This window comes from Paraburkholderia sp. J63 (assembly GCF_905220245.1).
Classification (GTDB): domain Bacteria; phylum Pseudomonadota; class Gammaproteobacteria; order Burkholderiales; family Burkholderiaceae; genus Paraburkholderia.
Genome location: NZ_CAJMZF010000023.1, coordinates 1 through 21,834, shown reverse-complemented (window position 1 = coordinate 21,834; position 21,834 = coordinate 1). Strand labels below are relative to the sequence as shown.

Genomic DNA, 21,834 nt, shown 5'->3' with positions numbered 1-21,834 from the left:
ATAGCGCGTCTTCTAGTCCGCGCAGCGTTGCCAACCGGATTGGCGTGAATGAAGCGTGGCCGCAGGCTAGTGCGGCAAGCTCGGCGGGAGCGTGCGCGAGAACGGCGAAGGCATCGCGGCTTCGTCGAGCGCGTCGAAAATGCCGACCACGCTCTCAGCTCCGCCATTCCGGTCATCTAGCGCGTGCGTGCCCACGATCTCGTCCCAGAAGGACTCCGAACCATATTGCAGGCGTTGCGCATGGAGGCGCCGCGTATAGAGCTGCAGATCGAATTCCGCCGTGATTCCCGTGGCGCCCACGAGTCCATGCGCGCCGTTCGCGACGAGCGGCGCCGCGCGGCTCGCGCGCGCCTTGGCAATCGCGCTCGCGAGGCGCTGCTGGCCGCTGCGATGCGCGGCGCAGCCAAGCTGCGCGGCCGTGCGCGTGGCCGCGACGTGTCCTGCCATCACGCTCAGTTGCTGCTGCACGGCCTGGAGCTTGCCGGGCGAGCGGCCGGACGGCTCGTGCCCATTCACGTAGGCGACGGTGATGTCGAGCACGCGCTGCATCGCGCCGGCCATCGTGGCAGCCGTCACGAGCGCGCCCAGTTCGGCGATGCCGCGCGCGGGCAGTGCGTGCGCGCTGCGCGTGTCGAAGCTCACGGTGGCGTCCAGCGCCTCGCCGTGTTTTTCCACGCAGGCGGTGTCGAGCGAGACGAGATACGTGCCCGCCGAGGTTTCGACCACGACCGCGTCCGCAACCTGCCCGTAAGGCACGAAGGCCATGCTTTGCGTGGAGTCGGCAATCGCGAGGGCGATGGGCCCGCGCGGCGCCTCCACCTGCGCGGCGGCGAGCAGATGACGCGCGATCATTGTGTGCGCGGCGGGCAGCGGCAACGCGTGCTGGCCGAAGGCGAACAGCACGCCCGCCGCCTCGGCGAGCGGCAAGTCCGCGCCGCCCTGCGCCTGGGGCACGAGCGCGTCCAGCAATCCCAGTGCCTCGAGTTGCCGCCAAAGCTCGCGGCCCGCGCGGCGGTCGTGCGCCGCTTCCACGCCGCGCACGAATTGCGGTGTGCAGAGGTCGGCGAGCACGGTTTGCGCCGAGGCGGTCAACATGTCGTCCATTCGTTTCTCCCCTTGATTCAGCGTAGTTGTGGATCAGCGCTCAGGCGGGCCGCCCCGCGAGCATGCGCTTCGCGGTGTACGAGAGCACGAGATCGTCGCGCTGGTTGAACACCTCGATACGGCTCGTCACCACCGCACGATTGTTTTTCGAAGTCGGCTTGACTTCCTCGACCTCGACCACGCCATAGATCGTGTCGTTGACGAGCACCGGCGCGTGCGCCTTCATCGAGAATTCGAGCAGCGCGAGGCCGGTGCCCTGAATCATGGTCTGGAACAGCAGGCCTTCGATCAGGCTGCTCGTGAGCGCGGCGGGCACGGGGCGCCCTTCGATGGCGCCGTGCTCGTAATGGGCGTCGATAAAGATCGCCTCCAGCATGCCCGTGGCCGAGATGAAGTTGACCAGGTCGGTCTCCGTCACCGTGCGGCGGTAGGTGCGAAAGCGCTGGCCGGCCTCGATCTCCTGCCAGTAGAAACCGCGGCCCAGCAGTTGCGGCGCTGTCGTCATGTCTCGTCCCCCATGTTTTTTTCTCGCGGGCGGCTCGTGTATGCCACCCGGATTCGTCCCGATTCTAGGATCGCGGTCAGGACGAGGCAACCTGAAAAAAAACGGCGCTGCATCGATTCGTCCTATGTTCAAGGCCTCGTTTCGTCGATTCGAAACCGGGCAATCGCGCGGCACGCCCGTGTTTTCGGGGTATGCGCCAAGGCTGCGCTGCAACGTGGCAGGGCCGCTGCATTCCTGAAGCAACAATCCATTGCGGAATCCGAAATGGCGCCATGCACATCCGGCGAGCCAATAATCCAGCTAGTTGCGTATGCAATTAATCTTCGGAATGCCGCGCACGATGAGCGGATGACGCATTCGCTTGAGGGTTTTCCCCGAACGAGAACGCGGCACCAACCTTCATACAAAAGGGGGGAAGTGACAGGACCATAATGCGAGAGATAGCTCGTATTCATCCACTCACATTCCGGAGCGAGGGACATGGCGCGAAAGGCCGTCACGAACCCGAGGAAGCACGCCTCTCAGGACCGGTCGCGTGCAACGGTCGAAGCCCTGATCGAAGCAACCGCCCGCCTCCTGGTCAAGGACGGTTTCGACAAGGCCAGTACGAACCGGATTGCCGAAAAGGCGGGCGTGAGCGTCGGCTCGCTCTATCAATATTTCCCCGGCAAGGAGGCGCTCGTTGCCGCCGTCCTCGAGCGTCATAGCCGCGAGCTCATGGAAGTCGTTCGCCGCGCGCTGGCCGAGGTGGCGGCGCTGCCGATGGAGCGCGCGGTGCGCCGGCTCGTCGCCGCGGCAGTCGAGGCGCACCGCATCGACCCGAAGCTGCATCGCGTGCTGGCCGAGCAGATTCCGCGCATGGGCAAGCTCGAAGGCACGGAAGTGCTGAACCGCGAGACCTGGCTGCTGTTCCGGAGCTGGCTCGAAACCCACCGCGACGAGTTTCGTCCCGTCGACCTCGATCTCGCGACCTTCGTTTGCGTCACCTCGATCGAGGCGCTGACCCATACGGCGGTTTTGCGTCAGGCCGAAAACCTGCCGGAAGAGGCGTTTGCCGCGCTCGTCGACGAAGCCACCCGGCTCATCGTCCGGTATCTGGAGTAATCGCCGGGCCGGGTGAGCGCGCAGGCCACCGCGTGCGGTCGCCATTTAGCACCACGCCATGGCGGACGGTGCGTGGACCTCGGCCTATGACACGGGCGACCAGCCGCCCACGGTGAAAATCGGCAACGGCACGGGCTCCACGCCGACGCTGATGGGCTTTGGCGACGGCGAGGACAAGCTCGTCGACGTGCTGTCGCTCGGGCCCGTCAACGAGCCCGGCATCGGCTGCCAGCGCTTCGAGGGGGATCCGAAGGCGCACCGCTGGCACTCCGTGTGGGCGCGCGGCGACGTGGTGTCCATCAGCATGGTGCCCAGCGTGAGTTCGGCCTCGGGCATCGTCTCCGTCAACGGCTACTACAAGACCGGCTGGGAGCTCACCGGGCTCGACTGGATGACGGGCAAGACCGTGCAGCGCGTGGAGTTCGGCAAGGGCAATCTCGGCAACGGCGCTTACGCCATCGTCGAGTACGCGCCGAATGGCGACCTCATCTTCAATAGCGTGGGCGGCCCGATCCGCGTGCACCTGAAGGACCCCACCGGCGCCTGAGCCGGGGAGGGCATCGCTACGCCGGCCGCGTGCCGGGGTGGCGTGACAGTACAGTGACACGGCGCGGCCCGGGACACCATGATGCAAATTTATAACGCGCCCGGGCGAATTTGAGACGCACGGTCAAGCCGCGCAAACAAGCCTGGGTATTGTCGTCGGTACAGCGTTATCGGCCGCGTTCGGGGCATTGCCGAACGAAGGGGCGGCCGGATCGTACGACTACAGGCAAAAAACATGCGCTCCACACCGCAGCCACAGAGACCGACCGCCGGCAGTCTGATGCCGGCCAGCCTTGCCGATACCGAGCTCGACCACGTCGAGCGCATGGTTCAATACGTGACCCGCGCGCAGGGCGCCAGCTCGCCGCGCGGGATCGACGACGATTACTGGAAGAAGCGCCTGCGCACGCTCGAGCAGACTTACGATCTCGTGACCGCGCAGCGTCACCGCGTGGCGAAGCTGTTCGAGATGCTGGAGCGCGGCAAGCCCGTGCCGGCGGCCGCCGCCTAGCGTGGCGGCCGGCGTTGTTTCACGTCGCGGCCTCGCGAGTTCATCGCGCCGCGCCACATGCAGGCGAGGCGCCGAGCCATTCCGGCAACGCGCGCGAGCGCGCCGTATCCTCGGCGGACACAGGCAGTCCTTGCCTTTGGCGCTGTGCCGGCGCGCGTCTGGCCGGCCCGGCGCGGTCGTGTAAGATCGCCGGATTCGCGGGATGCCGGACGACGGCGATCCCGCGCCCGCCCGTCCACGCCGCCGCTCCCATTGCAATGAAAGCATCCGACCGTCAACGCGTCATTCTCGACCTCGTGCAGACGCGCGAGGCCAACGTCGAACAGTTGACGGAGGCGCTGGGCGTCTCGGAGGCCACCATTCGCCGCGACCTGGCGGCGCTGCACAAGCAGCGCCGGCTCGTGCGCACCTATGGCGGTGCGACGGCGCTCGTGGGCGTGCACGAGCCCGAGGCCTCGCTGAAGGAGCGCAAGGCGGCGCGGCGCGAGCAGAAGGAGATCATCGCGCTCGCGGCCGCCGCGCATGTGCACGACGGCGACACGGTCATGCTCGACGGCGGCACGACCTGCGCGGCGCTCGCGCGCCACCTGGCCGTGCGCAACGACCTGCATGTGCTCACCAACAATCTGCTGGCCGTGACGACGCTCGCGAACGCGCCCGGCGTGCAGGTCACGCTGCTCGGCGGAGACTTGCGCCGCTCCAGCATGAGCACGATCGGGCCGCTGGCCGAACTGCTGCTCACGCGCGTGAGCGTGGACAAGGCCTTTCTGGGCGCCGACGGCGTGGTCGCCGGCTTCGGCCTGTGCGAAGCGAGCGCGCCGCAGGCCTCGCTCAAGGACTGCATGATCCGGCGCGCGGCGCAGATCGTCGTGCTGGCGGACGCCGACAAGCTCGGCCGCGCGCGCCAGCAGCACTGGACCCCCATCGAGCGCGACTGGCGTCTCATCACCCATGCGAGCGCGAGCGAGGATGCGCTCGCGCCGTTTCGCGCGCTCCCGCAGGTGGCGGTGGAGCTGGCGGGAGAGGCCGGGCACCGGTAGCCCGGCGCTGGCTGCCGCTGATCGGCCCGCGCGGGTAATCCGGGCCAAGCCGTAGCAGGGCGTTCACGCGCCTGTTCCGATACTCGATGCCCGGCGCTTGCCGGGAAACCCGCCCGACACGGCGGCGGCATCCGCACGTCCCTCGCGCACGACTACGATCCCCTTCTGACCCGCGCGCCGGCTGGGCATCCGCTGTCGCACGCGTCCGTTTGCCACTTGACCGGCAACAATCCATAAGACCGCCGACGGATCCCTACCAGGGTTTACATGAAATTTCACTATGGGTAATTGATTTTACTATTCGTAACTTCATAAGCGGCTCACGAGGAAACGACCATGTCCGCCCAGCCGGCACCCACCAACGTCATCGAAGTCGAGCGCGCACTCGGTGAAGCGCATCACCCGGTATTCCACCTCCTGCTGGCCATCCTGTGCGGCCTGTGTCTCATCATCGACGGTTTCGACGCCCAGGCCATGGGCTACGTCGCGCCGAGCGTCATCGCCGACTGGAACGTGTCGAAGGCGTCGCTGGGGCCGGTCTTCAGTGCGAGCCTGTTCGGCATGCTGCTTGGCGCGCTCGGCCTTTCGGTGCTCGCCGACCGCATCGGGCGCCGCCCGGTGCTGGTCGGGTCGACGCTGTTCTTCGCGCTCGCGATGCTCGCCACGCCGTTCACGTCGACGATCCCGCAGCTGATCGCGCTGCGCTTTGTCACCGGGCTCGGCCTTGGCTGCATCATGCCGAACGCGATGGCGCTGGTCGGCGAATTCACGCCGGCCGCGCACCGCGTGAAGCGCATGATGATGGTGTCGTGCGGCTTCACGCTGGGCGCGGCGCTGGGCGGCTTCGTGAGCGCCGCGCTGATCCCCGCGTATGGCTGGCACGCGGTGTTCTGGGTCGGCGGTTCCGTGCCGTTCGTGCTCGCCGTCGTCATGTGGATTGCGCTGCCGGAATCGCTGCAGTTCCTCGTGCTCAAGGGCCGCGTTGCCGAAGCGCGCACGTGGCTCGCCAAATTCGATCCGTCCTTGCCGATCGACGCCGATACGCGGCTCGTCGTGCGCGAGCCCGGCACCGGCGGCGCGCCCGTCGCCGAGTTGTTCCGCGCCGGCCGCGCGCCCGTCACGCTGCTGCTGTGGGCCATCAGCTTCATGAACCTGATCGACCTCTACTTCCTCTCGAACTGGCTGCCGACCGTGATGCGTGACGCGGGCTACACGCAGTCGACCGCCGTGGTCGTGGGCACGGCGCTGCAAACGGGCGGGGTGATTGGGACGCTGCTGCTCGGCGGGTTCATCGAACGTTTTGGCTTCGTGCGCGTGCTGTTTGCGTGCTTTGCTTGCGCGGCCGTGTTCGTGGGCGTGATCGGCCTTGCGGCGCACACCTTGCCGTGGCTGCTGCTCGTGGTGTTCGCCGCGGGCTTCTGCGTGGTCGGCGGGCAGCCCGCCGTGAATGCGCTCGCGGGCCACTTCTATCCGACCTCGCTGCGCTCGACAGGCATCGGCTGGAGTCTCGGCATTGGCCGCGTGGGCTCGGTGATCGGACCGCTCGTCGGTGGGCAGTTGATCGCGCTGAACTGGTCGAACGCCTCGCTGTTTCATGCGGCGGCGCTGCCGGTGCTGTGCTCCGCGCTGTTCGTGCTGATTCTCGCTGGCGTGACGCGGCAAGTGCTCGGCGGCTCGCGTCCTGCAAGCGTGTCTTGAGCGCGCTTTGAGCGTGTCTTGAGCGTGAAATCCTGAAGCGGGCGTGCAGGCCGCTGGCGTGCCGGGCACCGAGCTTTCGGGCACGGCCGCTTTTTGCGAGGCGGCCTGCGCGCCTGCAACGCGGCATGACCTGGGCGCAAGGTTCCCAGGCGCCGCTAGTTCCGGGCGGATGGCCGGCGCCGGCATTCGCGGCGCCATTCGCGCGAACACTTGATTAGTTGCGCGAGCAACGTTATCTTCACCTCCATCGTTTCTGGCCGTCCGGCAGGTATAGCGGCCCAGCCTTCACCGATCCTCCGATGTCCGTTGCCCATTGCGGCAACCCATCCCGGCCGACCGCGCGCCGGGTAGTAGACCGTTACCACCTCCGCGTAACACAGCTCAGCACACTGTTCCTTGCCGCGTCCCCTACGCGGACTTCTCCCCATGCCGTGCCGGGATCATGCATGCCGTGGGGAGTACTCCAACCATTCACCGGAAAATTCACATGGCATTGAATATTCGCAATGGACAGAACTACGTTACCGGTAGGGAATCCTGGTGGGGTGACATGAAGCCTTCGCCTGGAATGATCGACCTCATCAACAAAAGTCCCACGCTACAGAGCGAACTCCACGATTACGGTGCTCAGGTGAGCGCCGGACAGGCGATGCCCATGCAGTACGGCAATAAGGATGGCACCTACTTCGACGGTAGTCGCATCGTCATTGGCACGGACTACCAGGGATTATCGGACGATACGCTGACTGGCGCCCTTTCTCACGAAATTGGTCACTTCGAAAATAAGGATAACGATCAAAAATTTGCGGAGAAGTACAAGGTCAATCCACGCGATCCCAATGCATACAATGTCAGTGCGATGCGGGGCGCGCATGGGGAAGGCGAGGCGATGTACAACAACTGGCAGGTGCAGCAGGAAATCCGCAATAACAAAGCAGCGCCAGACAAGCCCGGGACCGAGATCTACTTCGCCGCGCCTGAGAATACGCAGCAGCAGTTCGATCAGAAGCACCAGGCCGACGTCAAAGCCGGAAAGTCTGCCGAGGAGGATCGCAATCTTCTTATTCCGATCGGGATGAATGCCACCGTCAACGATGTTCCCAGTACGGCGCCAAATAAAACCTACTACCAGTATTACGGTGAGGTGAGTGGCGCAGCGGCGCCCGAGTCTGGTGGGCCGCCTAAAGTCAAGTTCGATGGCGACGAGAAAGGCAACGTCAATTCAATGACCGAGCATTGGCCTTCTGGAGATGTGGGCACGCAGACGTTCGTTGATGGAAAGATCCAGAACGCGCAGATGGTCGACGGGCAAGGAGCGCCAATTTCCAGCGCGACTTACCAGCATAACGCCGACGGTGGTTACTCGGTAGACGTGGTTAGCGGCAACGGACATGAGACCGAGCACGACGAGTTCAACCCGGACAACTCCGGCATCACCCGCCAATACAACGAGGATAACTCGCAGAAAGCTACTTCGTTCGATAGCAAGAACCGTAATACGCAGATGGTGGACTATGACGCCAAGGGGCAATATATCAACGGCGACTATTTCGACCCGGCGTCGGGGCAGATAAGAAGCCATTCCGAAATCACCCAGGATGGCGGTCATTCATTGACGAATTACGATTCGAGCGGGCGGCCTCGCGAGTCGTATATTTACGCCGCGAATGGCAATTTCGTGCAGCATGATTACTTCGACGAGAACGGCAGGAATACACGCGATATCCGCTACGATCCCACTGGCGCCCGAATGGAAACCACGTTCAACGATGACGGTACGCAAAGCAGTCAATTCTTTGGCTCGAATGGCGGCCCGGTACCGAACGGCGGTGCGCAGTCCCAGGCGGCGGGCAATCCCGCACCGGCAGAGGGCGGGCAACAGGCCTCCGGCGCACAGCAGGACGGCACTCAGGAGAACGCGGGGAATGGGGCTATGCCGGGCTCCGGCGCGGGCTCGGGCTCGCCGCAGCAAGTCATGGAGCCAGCGTCTGCCATCGGCGCGGGGCAATCGGCGGGCAACCCGCCCCGCGCGGCCGCGCCCGATAGACCCGCTGCATCGACCGCGGCTGACGACGGCTCGCGGCAGGATGTGGCCGGCACTTCCGGCATTTCCGGCGCGGACGCCGGAGATCAATCCGTGCAGACATCGAGCGATACGTCCGGCGCCGACTCGTCGCGTTCGTCCATGGATGAGGACAACGCGCGGGAAGATGCGGCCGGAGCGGGGGGCGCCGACGCTGGAGGTTCCTCGACGCAGACCGCCAATGCCACTTCCGGCGACGATGGCCAGCGTTCGCAGAACGCGACTTCCGATGACGACGGGCAAAGCGGTGCCAGCGACGCCTGATCCGGGGCTTGAACGGCGTGCGGGGTAACCGGGCCGGCGCCGCCGCTGGTTCCCCGGGCACGACCGGCGCTGGCTCTACAGCCAGCGCCGGTTTGGCGCGACAATAACGGCATCATTGTCACCGGCGCGCGGCCGCCCTGCCGCGCGCGCCCAACGTGGAGCCGCCATGTACGTCCCAGCCCATTTCGACGAGTCCAACACCGGGGTCCTGCATGCGCTCATCGCGCAGCATCCGTTCGGTACGCTCGTCACGCACGGCGCGAGCGGCCTGGACGCCAATCACATTCCGTTCGAACTCCTTGCCAATGAGGGTGCGCTCGGCACGCTGCATGCGCACGTCGCGCGCGCGAATCCGCTCTGGCAGGACGTGGCCGACGGCGACGAAGTGCTCGCCATTTTCCGCGCCGGCGACGCCTATGTCTCGCCCACCTGGTATCCGAGCAAGCACGAGACCCACCGCCAGGTGCCCACGTGGAATTATGTCGTCGTGCACGCGCACGGGCGCATCCGTATCCGCGACGACGAAAAGTTCGTGCGCGGCGTGGTGGCCCGCCTCACGCGGACTCACGAGGCGAACGAGGCCCAGCCCTGGAAGATGGGCGACGCGCCGCCCGACTATCTCGACACCATGCTCAAGGCGATCGTCGGCCTCGAGATCGAGATCACGCGCCTCGCTGGCAAGCGCAAGCTCAGCCAGAACAAGGAAGCGCGCGACATCCGCGGTGCGGGCGAAGCGCTCGTGGCGCGCGGCCGCGACGACCTTGGCGCGCCGATGCTGGAGATTGCCGCGCGCAAGGCGGAGCAGGGCTGAAACGCGCGCGGCGGCGTGGGGCTCACTCGGCGCCGCACCACGCGTCGTGCCCGCGCCTTAGATCACCAGCCGCGAATGCCCGATCCCGCCGCCCTTTTCCACGCGGATCTGCGTGGCGATGCGCTCCTTGAGGCTGTCGACGTGGCTGATCACGCCGATCATCTTGCCGCTCGCATTGAGCGTGTCGAGCGCATCGAGCGCGATTTCCAGCGTATCGCCATCGAGCGTGCCGAAGCCCTCGTCGAGGAACAGCGAATCGATCGAGGTCTTGTGGCTCACCAGATCCGAAAGCGCGAGCGCGAGTGCGAGGCTCACGAGGAAGCTCTCGCCGCCCGACAGCGTGCGCGTGTCGCGCGTGGCGTCCGCCTGCCAGCCGTCGACGATCTCCAGTTCGAGCTCGCCCGTCGACTTGCGGCGCAGCAGATAGCGCGCGTGCAGGCGGTCGAGATGACGGTTCGCGAGTGCGAGCAGATGATCGAGCGTGAGCCCTTGCGCGAAGCGGCGGAACTTGTCGCCCTTCGCGGAGCCGATCAGCGCGTCGAGCCGTTGCCAGAGATCGGCGTCGTGGGTTTGCGCGTCGATCTGCTCGAATAGCGCGCGCTGGCTCTCGCGCTGCTGCGCGTCGCGCGTGAGCAATCCGCGCTGGTGGCCCAAGCGTTCGTTGAGCGCGGCGCATTCCTTCTCCACCGTGTCGAGCTGTGCATCGAGTGCGTCGAGGGGCGCCTCGGTCAGCATCTGCGCCCGCAGGCGCGCGAGCTTTTCGCGCGCGCCTTGCAGCAGCGCGCCCGCCGTCTGGTGCTCCTGCTCGCGTTGCTGCTTGAGCGCCTGGAGCTGCTTGCGCGTCTCGGCGGGGAGTAGCGCCGCGAGGAACGCGGCTTGATCGGCGAACGGGCTGGCGGCGAGCGCCGCTTGCCATGCTTGTGTGGCTTCGTCGAACGCGGTGCGTTGCTGTGCGAGCGTGCGTTCGAGATGCGTGAGCTGGCCGTCGAGCGTGGCGAGTTCGCGCGTCAGCGCCTCGGCGCGCGCTATACCGGCTTCGAAGGCTTCCGGCGTGGCGCTTTCGTTGCCGTCGTCATTGGGGCAATCGTCTACGTCGTCGAACAGGGAAGCGGTCTGTCGATCGTGCGCCGGGCGCGTTGGTACGGACTTCGAAATATCGATGTCGATGGCTTTGCACCGCTCGCGCCACGCCTGCACCTGCGTCTGCGCGGCGTCGCATTGTCCGCGCTGGCGCACGAGCGCCTGTTCGAGTGCCTGCAGGCGGCGCTGGGTGTCTTGCCATGTGCGCCATTCGGCGTCGCGCGCGAGCAGCCACGCGGTGCTGTCTTCGGGCAGGGCGTCGAGCGCGTAGCCGCCCGCCCGCACCGACTCGAGCAAGGCGTTCGCCTCGCGTTCGAGGCCGGCCTGGAGCGTGCCGCGTTCACGGGCGATTTCGGCAAGGCGCTCCTGCATGCCGGCGAGCGACTGCTCCAGCAAGGCGGCGTGCGCACGCGCGGCCTGTAGCGCGTCCGAGCAACGGCGGTTCGCTTCTTGCGAGCGCGCGAGCGCTTCCTCGGCCTCGCCAGCCGCGTCCAGATGCTGCTTGATGTGCTGCGCAGCTTGCCCCGCGGCTTCGCGCGCCGCTTGCAGCGCCTCGGCATCTTGCCAGCCGTCGTCGTCGATGGCGGGTTGGGGCGGCAGCATTGCCACGATCGCATCCCATTCTTCGCGGCCCTGGGCGCTGCGTGCGGTGAGCCGTTCATGCTGCGTGCGCTGCTGGGCCTGCGTGGCGCGCAGCGCGGACAATGCCTCGGCGGCCCCGCGCAGGCGCTGCTCCAGGGCCTGCAATTCGGCGCGGACGGCTTGCAGCGCGGCCTGCGTGGCCGATACGTCGAGTGCGCGATACGCCTCGATCAAGGGATGCTCGTGCGAACCGCAGAGCGGGCACGCCTCGCCGGGCCGCAACTGCTCGCGATGCTGCGCAAGGCTGCGGATGATCTGCTCCTGTTCGAACAGCTTCTGCTTGTCCTCGGCGCGTGCCTGACATTGCGCGTGCGTCTGCTGGAGCGCCTTGAGCGCTTCGTCCTGCGCGGCGAGGTCATGCTCCACGCGCGCCAGGTTGGCCGCGAGCGTGCGCTCCTCCTCGGCGAGCGCGCGGCGGCGCCCGGCCACGGCCTCCAGTTGCTGCCACCGGGCGAACGCCGCTTGCGCGGCTTGCGAGGCGTCGCGCAGTTGCGCGAGCGTCTGGCCCGCAAGCCGCTTCTCCTGCGCGGCTTGCAGCGTTTGCAGCCCGGCATCGGATTCGGCTTTGGCGCGCTCGGTGGCGGCGAGCGTTGCGGCGTGCCGTTCGCGTTGCGCGCGCTGTTCGTGCTGCTGCCGCTCCAGATCGGCGCGCTGCTGGTCGCGCGCCGCGATATCGGCTTGCGTGCGGCGGCGCTGCTCGAACTGCTGACGCCACGCGCCGATGCGCTCGCCAAGCTGCGCGAGATTTTCGTTGGTACTGCAAAAGGCATCGAGCTGCTGCTTCTGCGCTTCGAGCTTCGCAAGCTGCGCGTGCGCATCGCGCGCGATGCCTGCGGCCAGCGCGGCGGTGGCGCCGTATTCGCGCCGCTGCGCGGCGAAGCGCTCGGTGCGGTCGCGGCGCAATGCAACGAGGTCAGCGCCCGATTGGCGGCATGCGGCTTCCGCCTGCTGCATGCCTTGAAACGCCGGGTGCAGCGTCTGGGCAGGCTCGCTTTGCGCGAGGCGCGCGAGTTCGGGCGCGGCGGCTTCGAGCGCTCCGGTTGCGGCGGCCACGCGCGCTTGCGCGGCCTGCGCATCGGCTTCGGTCTGCGCGAGATCGCGGCGCCATTGACGCTGCGCTTGCAGCCCTTTCGCCTGCGTCGCGAGCGCGTTCAACTGGCCCGCGAGCGCGCCGATCTCTGCCTCCATCGCCTCGCGTTGCTCGGCGCTCAGCAGCTCCATGCCGTCGGCTCGCGCGCGCAGTTGCTTGAGCGCGTCGCGCGCCTCGCCCGCGCGTTCGAAGACCTTGCGCGAGATTTCCCCGTAAATTTCGGTGCCCGTGAGCTCTTCGAGCAGTTCCGCGCGGTCGTTGGCGTTCGCGTTGAGGAAGGCCGTGAAGCCGCCTTGCGCGAGCAGCATCGAGCGCGTAAAGCGCTGAAAATCGAGCCGCGTGATTTCCGTTACGCGCCTGAGCTTATCGTTGACGTGCGTCGTGAGGATCGTGTCGCCGCCATCGCCTCCGGGCGCGACGCTCGCAAGCTCCACGCGCGGCGCCTGCAACGCGCCGTCGACTTTGTCGCGCGCGCGGCGCTGGCTCCAGAACGCGCGATAGACCTCGCCCTTCACTTCGAAGACCACTTCCGCGAGACAGTCGGCGGTATGGCGCGTCATGATCTCGTTCGCCGATGCGGAAACTGTCTTCAGGCGCGGCGTCTCGTGATAGAGCGCGAGGCAGATCGCGTCGAGCAGCGTGGACTTGCCGGCCCCCGTGGGCCCGGTAATGGCGAACAGACCGTTCTCGGCGAACGGCGGCTTCGTGAAGTCGATATGCCACTCGCCCTTGAGCGAGTTCAGGTTCTTCAGGCGCAGGCTGCGGATCTTCATGCCTCGCCCTCCACGGTGGCCGCGAGCACGCGCTTGTAGCGCTCCGTGAGCGCGGCGCGCACCTCGTCGTCGAGGGTTTCGTGCGCGAGGCGGCGCGCGAACACGTCGAGCGGATCGAGCTCGTCGAGCGTGACGCCCGCGTCGCCCGATAGCTGTGCCGCGGCGTTGCCGCGTTCGCGGCGAATACGCAGCACTTCGACCGGTAGGTCTTCGGCCATCGTCTGGACGCGCGCGGGGAGATCGGCCAGATAGTCGTCTTCGGCCACGGTCACTTCGAGCCACACGGGGCGCTCCGGCGTGGCGTCGCGTGCCGCTTGCGCGACCTGTGCAAAAGCGCCGGGCAGCGACTTCAGATTGCCCCTGAGCGCGACGAGCGGCTGAAACACCGGCACGGGCAAGGGTGTCACGGCTTCGAGGCCCGCTTCGCCCAGATCGACGAGCAGGACCTCCTTTTGCTGCGTGGCTTCGTCGAAGCTCAGCGCGATAGGCGAGCCGCTATAGCGGATATGCTCGTGGCCGCCCACCTTCTGGGGCCGGTGGATATGCCCGAGCGCGAGATAGTCCACGGCGGGAAACGCGCTGGTGGGGAACGCATCCAGTGCGCCCACATAGATCTCGCGCACCGATTCGCTCGTGCTCGCGCCCACGGTGGTGAGATGGCCCGTGGCGATGAGCGGTACGTTGCGACCTGATTGCGCGCTCAACTTTTCTCGCGTGTCCTCCGCTGCCGCATGGACGGCCTGATAGTAAGCCTGGATCGCGAGTTGCAGCGATTGCTGCTTTTGCTCGGCGCTCTGGCCGTACTCGCTCTGCGTGACGTCGCGCGCGCGAATGAAGGGCACGGCGCAGACCACGCAACCGGGCAACGCTCCCGCGCCTTCGTTCGCATCGGCACCCTTCCCATGGCGGTTCGAGCGCAGCGGCAGCACGCGCACCTGGTTCGCGGGCGCATCGGCGGCTGGGACCACGCGCGCCGAGAGCTGCTCCAGCAACGCGCTGCTTTCGCGCAGCGTGGCCACCGAGTCGTGATTGCCGCCGAGCAGCAGCAGCGCCACGCCGGCCGCGTGCAGGCGCACGACGAGCTGGCTATAGAGCTCGCGCGCATAGCTTGGCGGCGTGCCGGTGTCGAAGATGTCGCCGGCGATCAGGACGGCATCGACCGCATGGGCGTCGACCTGGGCCACGAGCCAGTCGATGAGCTGCTGATGCTCGGCCTGGCGGCTCTTGCCCATGAAGTTCTGGCCCAGATGCCAGTCTGAGGTGTGGAGGAGGCGCATGGGATGAGGCGGAGTTCGTTGCGGAGGCGGCCCGCGCGCATGCGGCACGAATTGAGGCTTGTAGCGCGTGCGCAGCGGGCGCAAGTGGGGGATTGTAGTGCAGGCGGCCGCGCGCGGTGTCCGGCGGTCTCGCGGCGCGGGCGCGCGGAGGCTTCGGCGGTGACGCTCGCAATGGCTCGCGCAGTGCCTCAATCGGCCCCGAAGCCATGCATTATGAGCATTGCATCAATCATGACATCGCGACAGATTTGCTTACTTCCGGCAGGCTTGCCGATCGCGTATCGCCGGGTTGCGTAGTGTAGTAGAGTCGAGCCGGCAACTGATCGGGCGCTTCGCGCGACGTGCGGCGCCTCAACCTATCGCGGGTCTTGCAGGGAGAGCAGCATGGATGCCGAAACTCCGGAAGGTCTTGCGCCTGATGCGTTCGGATGCGGTGGCAATGGACAGGTCGTCGTGTGGGCACTGCTCCAGAATGACGACGATGGCGAGATGCTCCAGATGACCGAGTTGCTTCAGGCGTTGCTTGGAAAGAGTGGTCGCTGCGCGGGCTGCGTCAAGTCGATCGACAGCGTATCGGGCGCGCACAAGCAGCTAGGCGTGGGACGCTCGATCTGCATTACCGGTCATTCGCGCTATCGCGACGCTGATGGTGCGATCATCCCGATGGCGGAGCGCAGACTAGGCGGCTTCAAGGTAGATGACGTGATCCAGGAACTGGCGCTTGCCGTCCAGTATTTCGGAATCAGTTACATCGAGTTCTGGTGCTGCGAGACGGCCTGCAGTGACGAGACCAAGGACCTGGACGGCGGCAGCAGTAAGGGGATCGTCACCCAATGCGGAATCAAAACCCTTGCCCGGATCAAGGGGTTCGAGAAGGCCAGTTCGTGGTCGCATCTCAGCACGCTCGATTACATCTGTCGCAAGCTGTCGCTGATTCTGTACGAGTGCAGTAAGGCGACCTATATGGATTACCGCCTGCACATCACCGGTCTGAACGGTGTCGGGTACATCACGGCCGACGACAAGCAAATCGTGACGTTCGATCAGGTTCAGATGCTGCAAACCGTGAACGAGATCGGCAAGCTCGAGAAAAAGGTTGGCACCAAAAACGAGGGGACCTATGACAAAAAAAACCTCCAGCTAGCCGAGAAGCGTTTGCACGATCACATAGCGGCGCGGCGATGCCACTACATTGTCTTGCTCGTCGATACGGCAGTGATACGCAGGTACGTCGAGAAACTGGCAGAGAAGGCGGCCAGCGACGCGGAGAAGGACGATAAGGGATCCGGTGGAAGCTCGGGTTCGAACGGGCCGCCGAAAGGACCGAATCCAGGTTCGGGTCCCGGTGGTGCGGCGCTCACCGTCGGCAGCTACTGAGCCGGGTCTGCCATGGCGCCGCTCGAGCCTCACAGCCAGAGACTCGTCTGGCATGTGCGTCCGGCACGAGCCGGCGACTGGCCGGCCATCGAGGCCACGCACCGCGCAGCGATCTCTTCGCCCGTCGGCCCCGCCTTGTCGGCGCGCGAACAGGCGGCCTGGCTGACCATGCCGACGACCGGCCTTCGTGCGGTCATCGGCCTCTCCGAAGGTGCGTGCGTAGTTGGAGTAGCTGCGTGCGGAGTAGCAGCATGCGGAGTAACAGCGTGCGCCGACACCGGCGTGGCCGGCTACGCCTGGGCAAGCGCCGGTGCACGCCCTCATCTGCGGGGCTTGTACGTCGAGCCGGGTGCCCGGCGCCAGGGCCTCGGGCGCACGCTTCTGCAGGCCGTCGAGCGCCGGTTGTTCGAGCAGGGCGCCAGCGAGCTATTCATCGCCGCGGCGCAGGGCGCCGTCGACTTCTACCGCCACTGCGGCTATGCCATCGACTGTGAGTTCATACTGCCGCTGCGCGACGATGAGGGCCTTGTTGCGCTGCGTCTGCGCAAGATGTGGAAACCGCTCGCTTGATCATGGGTAAACGGGCAAGGCGCCAGGGGCGCTGGGGGGAAATGGGGCGCTTCGCGCTATCATTGCCTCCATGACGACGGGGCAACCCGATACAAGCCGACTTTCAAGCTGAATCAAGCCGCTCATGGCCACAAAGAACACGACAGGCACCGCGCGCCGCAGCGCGGCGCCGGGCAAGCGCGCCGCGCTGCCGCCCGAGGAGACGCACGCCGATCTGGACGCCGGCGAAACGGGCACCCATGCCGACGAAGAAGGCGCGGACGATTCCTCGCCGGACGAATCCACGCCTGGCGCTTCCACCTATCTCGTGCCGGGCCTCGAACGCGGCCTGCGCATCCTCGCCGAATTCTCGGCGCGCGAACCGGTGCTGGGCGCGCCCGAGCTTTCGCGGCGCATCGGCATTCCGCGCACGACCACGTTTCGCCTCTTGCAGACGCTCGAAGCGCTCGGCTTCATCGAGCGCGCCAACGGCGACAAGCAATATCGCCTGAGCGTGGCGGTGCTGCGCCTCGGCTTCGAATATCTGAGCTCGCTCGAACTCACTGATTTCGGCACGCCGGTGCTCGAGCGTTTGCGCGACGCGACTGGCCTTTCCACGCATCTGCTGATCCGCGACGAGCGTGACGTGGTGTTCGTGGCGAAGGCGCAAACGCGCGAGCCGATGTTCAGCTCCGTGAAAGTCCACGTGGGCACGCGCCTGCCCGCGCATGCGACCGTGCACGGCCAGGTGCTGATGGGCGATCTCACGCTCGGCGAATTGCGCGCGCTCTATCCCGAGAAGCAGCTCGAACGCTATACGGACCGCACGCCCGCGACCGTGGCCGATCTCTACGCGCGCGTGCGCGAGTTCGCGGAGCAGGGCTATGCGGTGAGCGAAGCGTCGTTCGAGACCGGCATTTCGGTGGTGAGCGCGCCGGTGCGCGACCAGTCGGGCCGCATCGTGGCCGCGCTCACGGCCACGGTGCCGCGCTCGGACATCGGCGAGGCCGAGCGCACGCCGCTCGTGGCATCCGTGTGCGCCGCGGCAATGGATTTGTCGACGCGGCTCAATTATCGGCCCGCGCCTACGGACCCCACCGCGGCTCAGGCCGCACAGGCGCCTGCCGCGCGCAGCCGGAGTTTTCTCGCGCTCTGATGGAGCTTGCTCAAGTGTGCGCCGCGCAATGACGCGCCGCGCACACGATGGACGCACGCCGCGCCATCAGAACGAATGGTGGATGCCGGCAAGCACGATGGCCTGATTGCGTCCGCTCGACACGCCCGCCGTGAAGAAGGCCGCTTGCGCCTCCGAGTTGGCGTGCTCGTAGAGCGCGTTTACATAGACCTGCGTGCGCTTCGAGAGCGAGTACACGTCGCCGATCATCGCCTGGGTCCAGCGGCGGCCGTCGAGCGTGGAGGTGGCCGCGCCGCCCACGACGCTGTTGAACGCCGTGAACTGGTAGTTCGCGCCCGCGTCGTAGCTCTGGAACGTGTCGGACTGGCCGTTCGATTCCAGCTTCGTGCGCGTATACAGCCCGTGCACGAGCAGCTTGCCGAACGAATACGACGCGCCCACGCCCATGTTCTCGACCTTGTCGGCCAGATACGTGGCTGCGGGCTGACCCTGGAAGGTCGTGAAGCCCGTGGTCGACATCGACACCGAGCGGTCGTGCTCGTTCGACCACGACGCGCCGGCCTTGAACGGACCATTCGCATAACTAAGCGAAAAGCTCATCGTGCGGCCAGTCGAAAAGTTCGTGGTGTTGCCGAAGCCGAACATCGCGCCTGCCGTGAAGCCGTACCAGGTGGGCGAGCGGTACTTCACCGAGTTGTCATAGGGCACGACGCCGGTGTCGGCGAGCTCGTCGATGTTGCCCGGATGGAACGCATACCAGCTCGAACCCAGATACGCCGTGCTCAACGGGCCGAGCACGTCGAACGAAAACGGCGTCTGGTGGCCGAGCGTGAGCGTGCCGTACTGATCGGAGGCGAGACCCACGAACGCCTGGCGGTTGAACAGCGTATTGGCCTTGGCCATCGCGCCCGTGTTCGTGTAGAAACCGTTTTCGAGCTGGAAGATCGCCTTGAGGCCGCCGCCCAGATCTTCCTGGCCGCGCAGGCCCCAGCGGTCAGGCTGGGTATTGCCCTGCTCCTCCATCCACTTCGAACTTCCGCTTACGTTGCTGATGTAGGCCACGCCCGCATCCAGACTGCCATATAGCGTGACGCTGCTTTGCGCCCATGCAGATGAGACGGCGCAGAGACCCGTCAACCCCGCGGCAATGAAGTGTTTCAACTTTGGACTCCTGATCGTATGACGAAAAGCCGGCGTGATCGCCCGGCAGACCCAATTCCTCGACATCGCGCGGCGCGCTTCTGGTGACGGCTCGCGTTTCTTGGTATTTGTTCCATATACGGTTAGATGTGCTGCAGATGGAACATTTTTGGAAGTATAGTGACTCTCACGCGACGCCAAAATACTTTTTTGGGACGGTAGTTCCCCCAGGTGCGGACATCGGCCGATTCGTTAGATACGCGCGTAAGCACTTGCGCCGTAAGCGTTTTAGTAACTCGAACGGTACGCCTGGCGACCTTCAACATGTCCCTTTCCAGGATGCTCTCGGTGTTTTCCCCAGGAGCATCGGATTTCTATTTTCTCCACCGGCGAACGTTCCTATAATGACCATACATAAACTAATGTTCCTTATATGGAACACAGTTGATCGGGAAAGGTGAGAAATGTCTGAACAATGGCGCTGTGCCGGGCATGCCGGCGATCTGTCCGAAGACGCGCCGCTCGAGTACAAGCTCGACGGCACGGAGATCGGCATCTACAAGGTGGGCGACGAGCTCTACGCGCTCGAAAACGTCTGCCCCCATGCATACGCGTTGCTGACGCAAGGCTTCGTCGATGGCGACACCGTCGAATGCCCGCTGCACGAAGCCGTGTTTCACATCCCTACGGGCAAGTGCCTGAAGGAGCCCGGCGGCCGCGATCTGAAGACGTACGCGGTGCGACTCGCCGGCGAAGAAATCCAGATCAAGGTGGAATGACATGCGAGAAGTCCCCGTGAAATTCAATCCGTGGCTCAAGCCCTGGCTCGCGCCGCAACCGAACAACGTTGCCGGTAAGGGCGTGATCGAGCAGCCGGGCCAGGCTGAAAACATGGTCTGGCAAACGCGCAAGGCCGAGCCCACGCAATACGAGAACGATTTCGGCAACGCGCTCGAACAAGTGTTCGAAGCGGGCGCCACCGAGCTCGATGAAGTGGTGACGGGCCTGAACGGCATCGGCTTTCGCACGCCCGAAGGCACGGCCTGGAGCGCGGAGCGCCTCGCTGCCGAATTCCGTCTGCTCGCGGATTGAGCCCGGAACACGGCAAACACTGAACACGGAGACCCCACATGACGTCCCCCACGCCTGAAGCCGCCGGCGGCGCAGACCCGATTCGCGCCTATCTCGACCGCGGCATCAAAAATTACTGGTATCCCGTTGCGCCGAGCTGGCAAGTGGGCGACGCGCCCATCGGCATCACGCGCCTTGGCGAGCAGATCGTGCTGTGGCGCGATCAGGACGGCTCGGTCCACGCGCTCGAAGACCGCTGCCCGCACCGCGGCGCGCGCCTCTCGCTCGGCTGGAACCTCGGCAACCGCGTCGCATGCTGGTATCACGGTATCGAAGTCGACGGCAGCGGCACCGTGCAGAACGTGCCGGCCGTTTCGGCCTGCCCGCTCGAAGGCACGAAGTGCGTGAAGTCGTATCCGGCCCAGGAGCATGCGGGCGCGGTGTTCCTCTGGTTCGGCGACGACGCGCACAAGGAGCCGGCGCCGCTGCAACTGCCCGAGGAGCTCGTTGGTGAGGAGTACGCAAGCTTCCTGTGCATGTCCAACTGGAAGTGCAATTACCAGTACGCCATCGACAACGTGATGGACCCGATGCACGGCGCCTATCTGCACGCGACCTCGCATTCGATGGCCGAAGGCGACAAGCAGGCCGACATGCGCGTGCGCAAGACCGAAAGCGGTCTGATGTTCGAGAAGGTCGGCCAGCGCGACGTGAACTTCGACTGGGTCGAACTGGGCGAAACGGGCTGCCTGTGGATGCGCCTCGCGATTCCGTACAAGAAGAAGTTCGGTCCGGGCGGCAGCTTCGGCATCATCGGCTTCGCGGTGCCCGTGGATGGCGACAACTGCCAGGTTTATTTCTGGCGCACTCGCAAGGTGCAGGGCTGGCAGCGCGACGCATGGCGCTTCCTGTACCGCAACCGCCTCGAAGGCCTGCATTGGGACGTGCTCGAGCAAGACCGCTACGTGCTCGAAAGCATGGCGCCTCACGCCCGCGATCACGAATTCCTTTATCAGCACGACGTGGGCATGACGCGCGTGCGCCGCATGCTGCGCCAGCGCGCGCAGCAGCACTTCGCCGAGCTCGACGCGTTGCGCGCCCAGCAGGGCGACGCCGAGCAAGCCGCGGGGCATAGCCATGCATGACGCCACGCTTGCGGCGCAGGCCATGCTCGCGGGCCGTCGCGTGATCGTCACGGGCGGCGCGCGCGGACTGGGCGCGGCGTTCGTGAGCGCGTTGGCCGCGGCCGGTGCGCGCGTGAGCTTCGGCGACGTGTTGCACGAAGCGGGGGAGGCGCTTGCAAAGTCGCTCGCAGCGCAAGGCCACGACGTGGCGTTCGCGCCGCTCGATCTTGCGCAGCCCGAAAGCATTACCGCCTTCGTCGATGGCGCCGCGCAACGCATGGGCGGCGTGGACGCGCTCATCAACAATGCGGCCATCACGAACTCGGGCGGCAAGCTCGCGCACGAGATCAGCGTGGCGACCTGGGACGCCGTGATGGACGTGAACGTGCGCGGCACCTGGCTCATGTGCGCGGCGGCGCAGCGCTGGTTGCGCGAGTCGGGCCGCGGCGCCATCGTCAATATCGCTTCGGACACCGCACTATGGGGCGCGCCGAGGCTCCTCGCCTATGTGGCGAGCAAGGGCGCCGTGATTGCGATGACGCACTCGCTCGCACGCGAGTTCGGCGCGGACGGCATCACCGTCAACGCCATCGCGCCCGGCCTCACGGAAGTGGAAGCCACGGCCTACGTGCCCGCCGAGCGCCACACGTATTACCTCGAAGGACGCGCGTTGCAGCGCGCCCAGGTGCCCGAAGATGTTTCGGGGCCGGTGTTGTTCCTCCTGTCCGACGCGGCGCGTTTCGTGACCGGACAACTGCTGCCGGTGAACGGCGGCTTCGTGATGAACTGATTTCGTGGAATTGAAGATGAGCTTGCAGGAACCCAAGGAGAAAGCGATGGCCGATACCGATATCGAGCGCAAGTCGTGGGACCGCCCCGCGGACGCGAGTTTTGCAGACTGGCTGGACAG

General features: G+C 65.9%; 20 protein-coding genes. 14 read left to right on the top strand and 6 right to left on the bottom strand.

The window, feature by feature from the left end; all coding sequences use genetic code 11:
• Window positions 1-66: 66 nt before the first annotated feature.
• Together U5775_RS23215 and U5775_RS23210 are read right to left on the bottom strand one after the other, a co-directional pair.
• The gene (locus U5775_RS23215) at window positions 67-1,104 is read right to left on the bottom strand and encodes an acyl-CoA dehydrogenase family protein (RefSeq protein WP_322060441.1); all 1,038 of its coding nucleotides are present in this window, start codon (window positions 1,102-1,104) and stop codon (window positions 67-69) included.
• Between the two features lie 40 nt (window positions 1,105-1,144).
• The gene (locus U5775_RS23210) at window positions 1,145-1,609 is read right to left on the bottom strand and encodes a MaoC family dehydratase (RefSeq protein ID WP_322060440.1); all 465 of its coding nucleotides are present in this window, start codon (window positions 1,607-1,609) and stop codon (window positions 1,145-1,147) included.
• 480 nt (window positions 1,610-2,089) lie between these two features.
• On the opposite strand from U5775_RS23210, the gene U5775_RS23205 reads away from it, so the two are divergent.
• From U5775_RS23205 to U5775_RS23175, 7 genes are all read left to right on the top strand, one after another.
• Window positions 2,090-2,713, top strand: a complete 624-nt coding sequence (locus U5775_RS23205; RefSeq protein ID WP_322060439.1) for a TetR/AcrR family transcriptional regulator — start codon at window positions 2,090-2,092, stop codon at window positions 2,711-2,713.
• Between the two features lie 58 nt (window positions 2,714-2,771).
• Window positions 2,772-3,260 carry a hypothetical protein gene (locus tag U5775_RS23200; RefSeq protein ID WP_322060438.1) on the top strand — a complete coding sequence of 163 codons (489 nt, stop codon included), beginning with the start codon at window positions 2,772-2,774 and terminating at the stop codon, window positions 3,258-3,260.
• Between the two features lie 279 nt (window positions 3,261-3,539).
• Window positions 3,540-3,770, top strand: coding sequence for a hypothetical protein (locus tag U5775_RS23195; RefSeq protein WP_322060437.1), 231 nt, complete (start codon window positions 3,540-3,542; stop codon window positions 3,768-3,770).
• Between the two features lie 257 nt (window positions 3,771-4,027).
• The gene (locus U5775_RS23190) at window positions 4,028-4,810 is read left to right on the top strand and encodes a DeoR/GlpR family DNA-binding transcription regulator (RefSeq protein WP_322060436.1); all 783 of its coding nucleotides are present in this window, start codon (window positions 4,028-4,030) and stop codon (window positions 4,808-4,810) included.
• 336 nt (window positions 4,811-5,146) lie between these two features.
• Entirely contained in the window at window positions 5,147-6,508 is a 1,362-nt protein-coding gene (locus tag U5775_RS23185) for an MFS transporter (RefSeq protein ID WP_322060435.1), read from the top strand.
• Between the two features lie 487 nt (window positions 6,509-6,995).
• Window positions 6,996-8,855, top strand: coding sequence for a hypothetical protein (locus tag U5775_RS23180; RefSeq protein WP_322060434.1), 1,860 nt, complete (start codon window positions 6,996-6,998; stop codon window positions 8,853-8,855).
• A gap of 166 nt (window positions 8,856-9,021) precedes the next feature.
• On the top strand, window positions 9,022-9,666 hold the full coding sequence (locus tag U5775_RS23175) for an FMN-binding negative transcriptional regulator (protein ID WP_322060433.1): 645 nt from the start codon (window positions 9,022-9,024) through the stop codon (window positions 9,664-9,666).
• A gap of 57 nt (window positions 9,667-9,723) precedes the next feature.
• Here the strand turns inward: U5775_RS23175 and U5775_RS23170 are convergent, their stop codons facing one another.
• Together U5775_RS23170 and sbcD are read right to left on the bottom strand one after the other, a co-directional pair.
• Window positions 9,724-13,251, bottom strand: coding sequence for an AAA family ATPase (locus U5775_RS23170; RefSeq protein WP_322060432.1), 3,528 nt, complete (start codon window positions 13,249-13,251; stop codon window positions 9,724-9,726).
• A complete protein-coding gene (gene sbcD, locus U5775_RS23165; protein ID WP_322060431.1) occupies window positions 13,248-14,528 on the bottom strand; it encodes an exonuclease subunit SbcD in 1,281 nt (426 codons plus the stop codon). Before sbcD ends, U5775_RS23170 begins: the two co-directional genes overlap by 4 nt.
• Window positions 14,529-14,912: 384 nt before the next feature.
• Here sbcD and U5775_RS23160 point away from each other — a divergent pair, with 384 nt between their 5' ends.
• Window positions 14,913-15,905: a hypothetical protein gene (locus U5775_RS23160; protein ID WP_322060430.1), complete on the top strand. Its 993-nt coding sequence runs from the start codon at window positions 14,913-14,915 to the stop codon at window positions 15,903-15,905.
• A gap of 29 nt (window positions 15,906-15,934) precedes the next feature.
• On the opposite strand, the gene U5775_RS23155 is transcribed toward U5775_RS23160, so the two are convergent.
• Window positions 15,935-16,102 (bottom strand): hypothetical protein, encoded by a 168-nt coding sequence (locus U5775_RS23155; protein WP_322060529.1) that lies wholly within the window; start codon window positions 16,100-16,102, stop codon window positions 15,935-15,937.
• On the opposite strand from U5775_RS23155, the gene U5775_RS23150 reads away from it, so the two are divergent.
• Window positions 16,074-16,475 (top strand): GNAT family N-acetyltransferase, encoded by a 402-nt coding sequence (locus U5775_RS23150; protein WP_322060524.1) that lies wholly within the window; start codon window positions 16,074-16,076, stop codon window positions 16,473-16,475. The genes U5775_RS23155 and U5775_RS23150 overlap by 29 nt on opposite strands.
• A gap of 124 nt (window positions 16,476-16,599) precedes the next feature.
• Window positions 16,600-17,610: an IclR family transcriptional regulator gene (locus tag U5775_RS23145; protein ID WP_322060429.1), complete on the top strand. Its 1,011-nt coding sequence runs from the start codon at window positions 16,600-16,602 to the stop codon at window positions 17,608-17,610.
• Window positions 17,611-17,676: 66 nt separating this feature from the next.
• Here U5775_RS23145 and U5775_RS23140 read toward each other — a convergent pair whose 3' ends face one another.
• Window positions 17,677-18,750, bottom strand: a complete 1,074-nt coding sequence (locus U5775_RS23140; RefSeq protein ID WP_322060428.1) for a porin — start codon at window positions 18,748-18,750, stop codon at window positions 17,677-17,679.
• A gap of 443 nt (window positions 18,751-19,193) precedes the next feature.
• Here U5775_RS23140 and U5775_RS23135 point away from each other — a divergent pair, with 443 nt between their 5' ends.
• From U5775_RS23135 to U5775_RS23120, 4 genes are read left to right on the top strand one after another with little or no spacing between them, the layout of a single operon-like run.
• Window positions 19,194-19,508: a non-heme iron oxygenase ferredoxin subunit gene (locus U5775_RS23135; protein ID WP_322060427.1), complete on the top strand. Its 315-nt coding sequence runs from the start codon at window positions 19,194-19,196 to the stop codon at window positions 19,506-19,508.
• A gap of 1 nt (window position 19,509) precedes the next feature.
• Window positions 19,510-19,821: a recombinase-like helix-turn-helix domain-containing protein gene (locus tag U5775_RS23130; RefSeq protein WP_322060426.1), complete on the top strand. Its 312-nt coding sequence runs from the start codon at window positions 19,510-19,512 to the stop codon at window positions 19,819-19,821.
• 38 nt (window positions 19,822-19,859) lie between these two features.
• A complete protein-coding gene (locus U5775_RS23125; protein WP_322060425.1) occupies window positions 19,860-20,945 on the top strand; it encodes an aromatic ring-hydroxylating dioxygenase subunit alpha in 1,086 nt (361 codons plus the stop codon).
• Complete coding sequence (locus tag U5775_RS23120) at window positions 20,938-21,714, top strand: SDR family oxidoreductase (RefSeq protein ID WP_322060424.1); 777 nt, start codon at window positions 20,938-20,940, stop codon at window positions 21,712-21,714. Before U5775_RS23125 ends, U5775_RS23120 begins: the two co-directional genes overlap by 8 nt.
• Window positions 21,715-21,834: the final 120 nt, after the last annotated feature.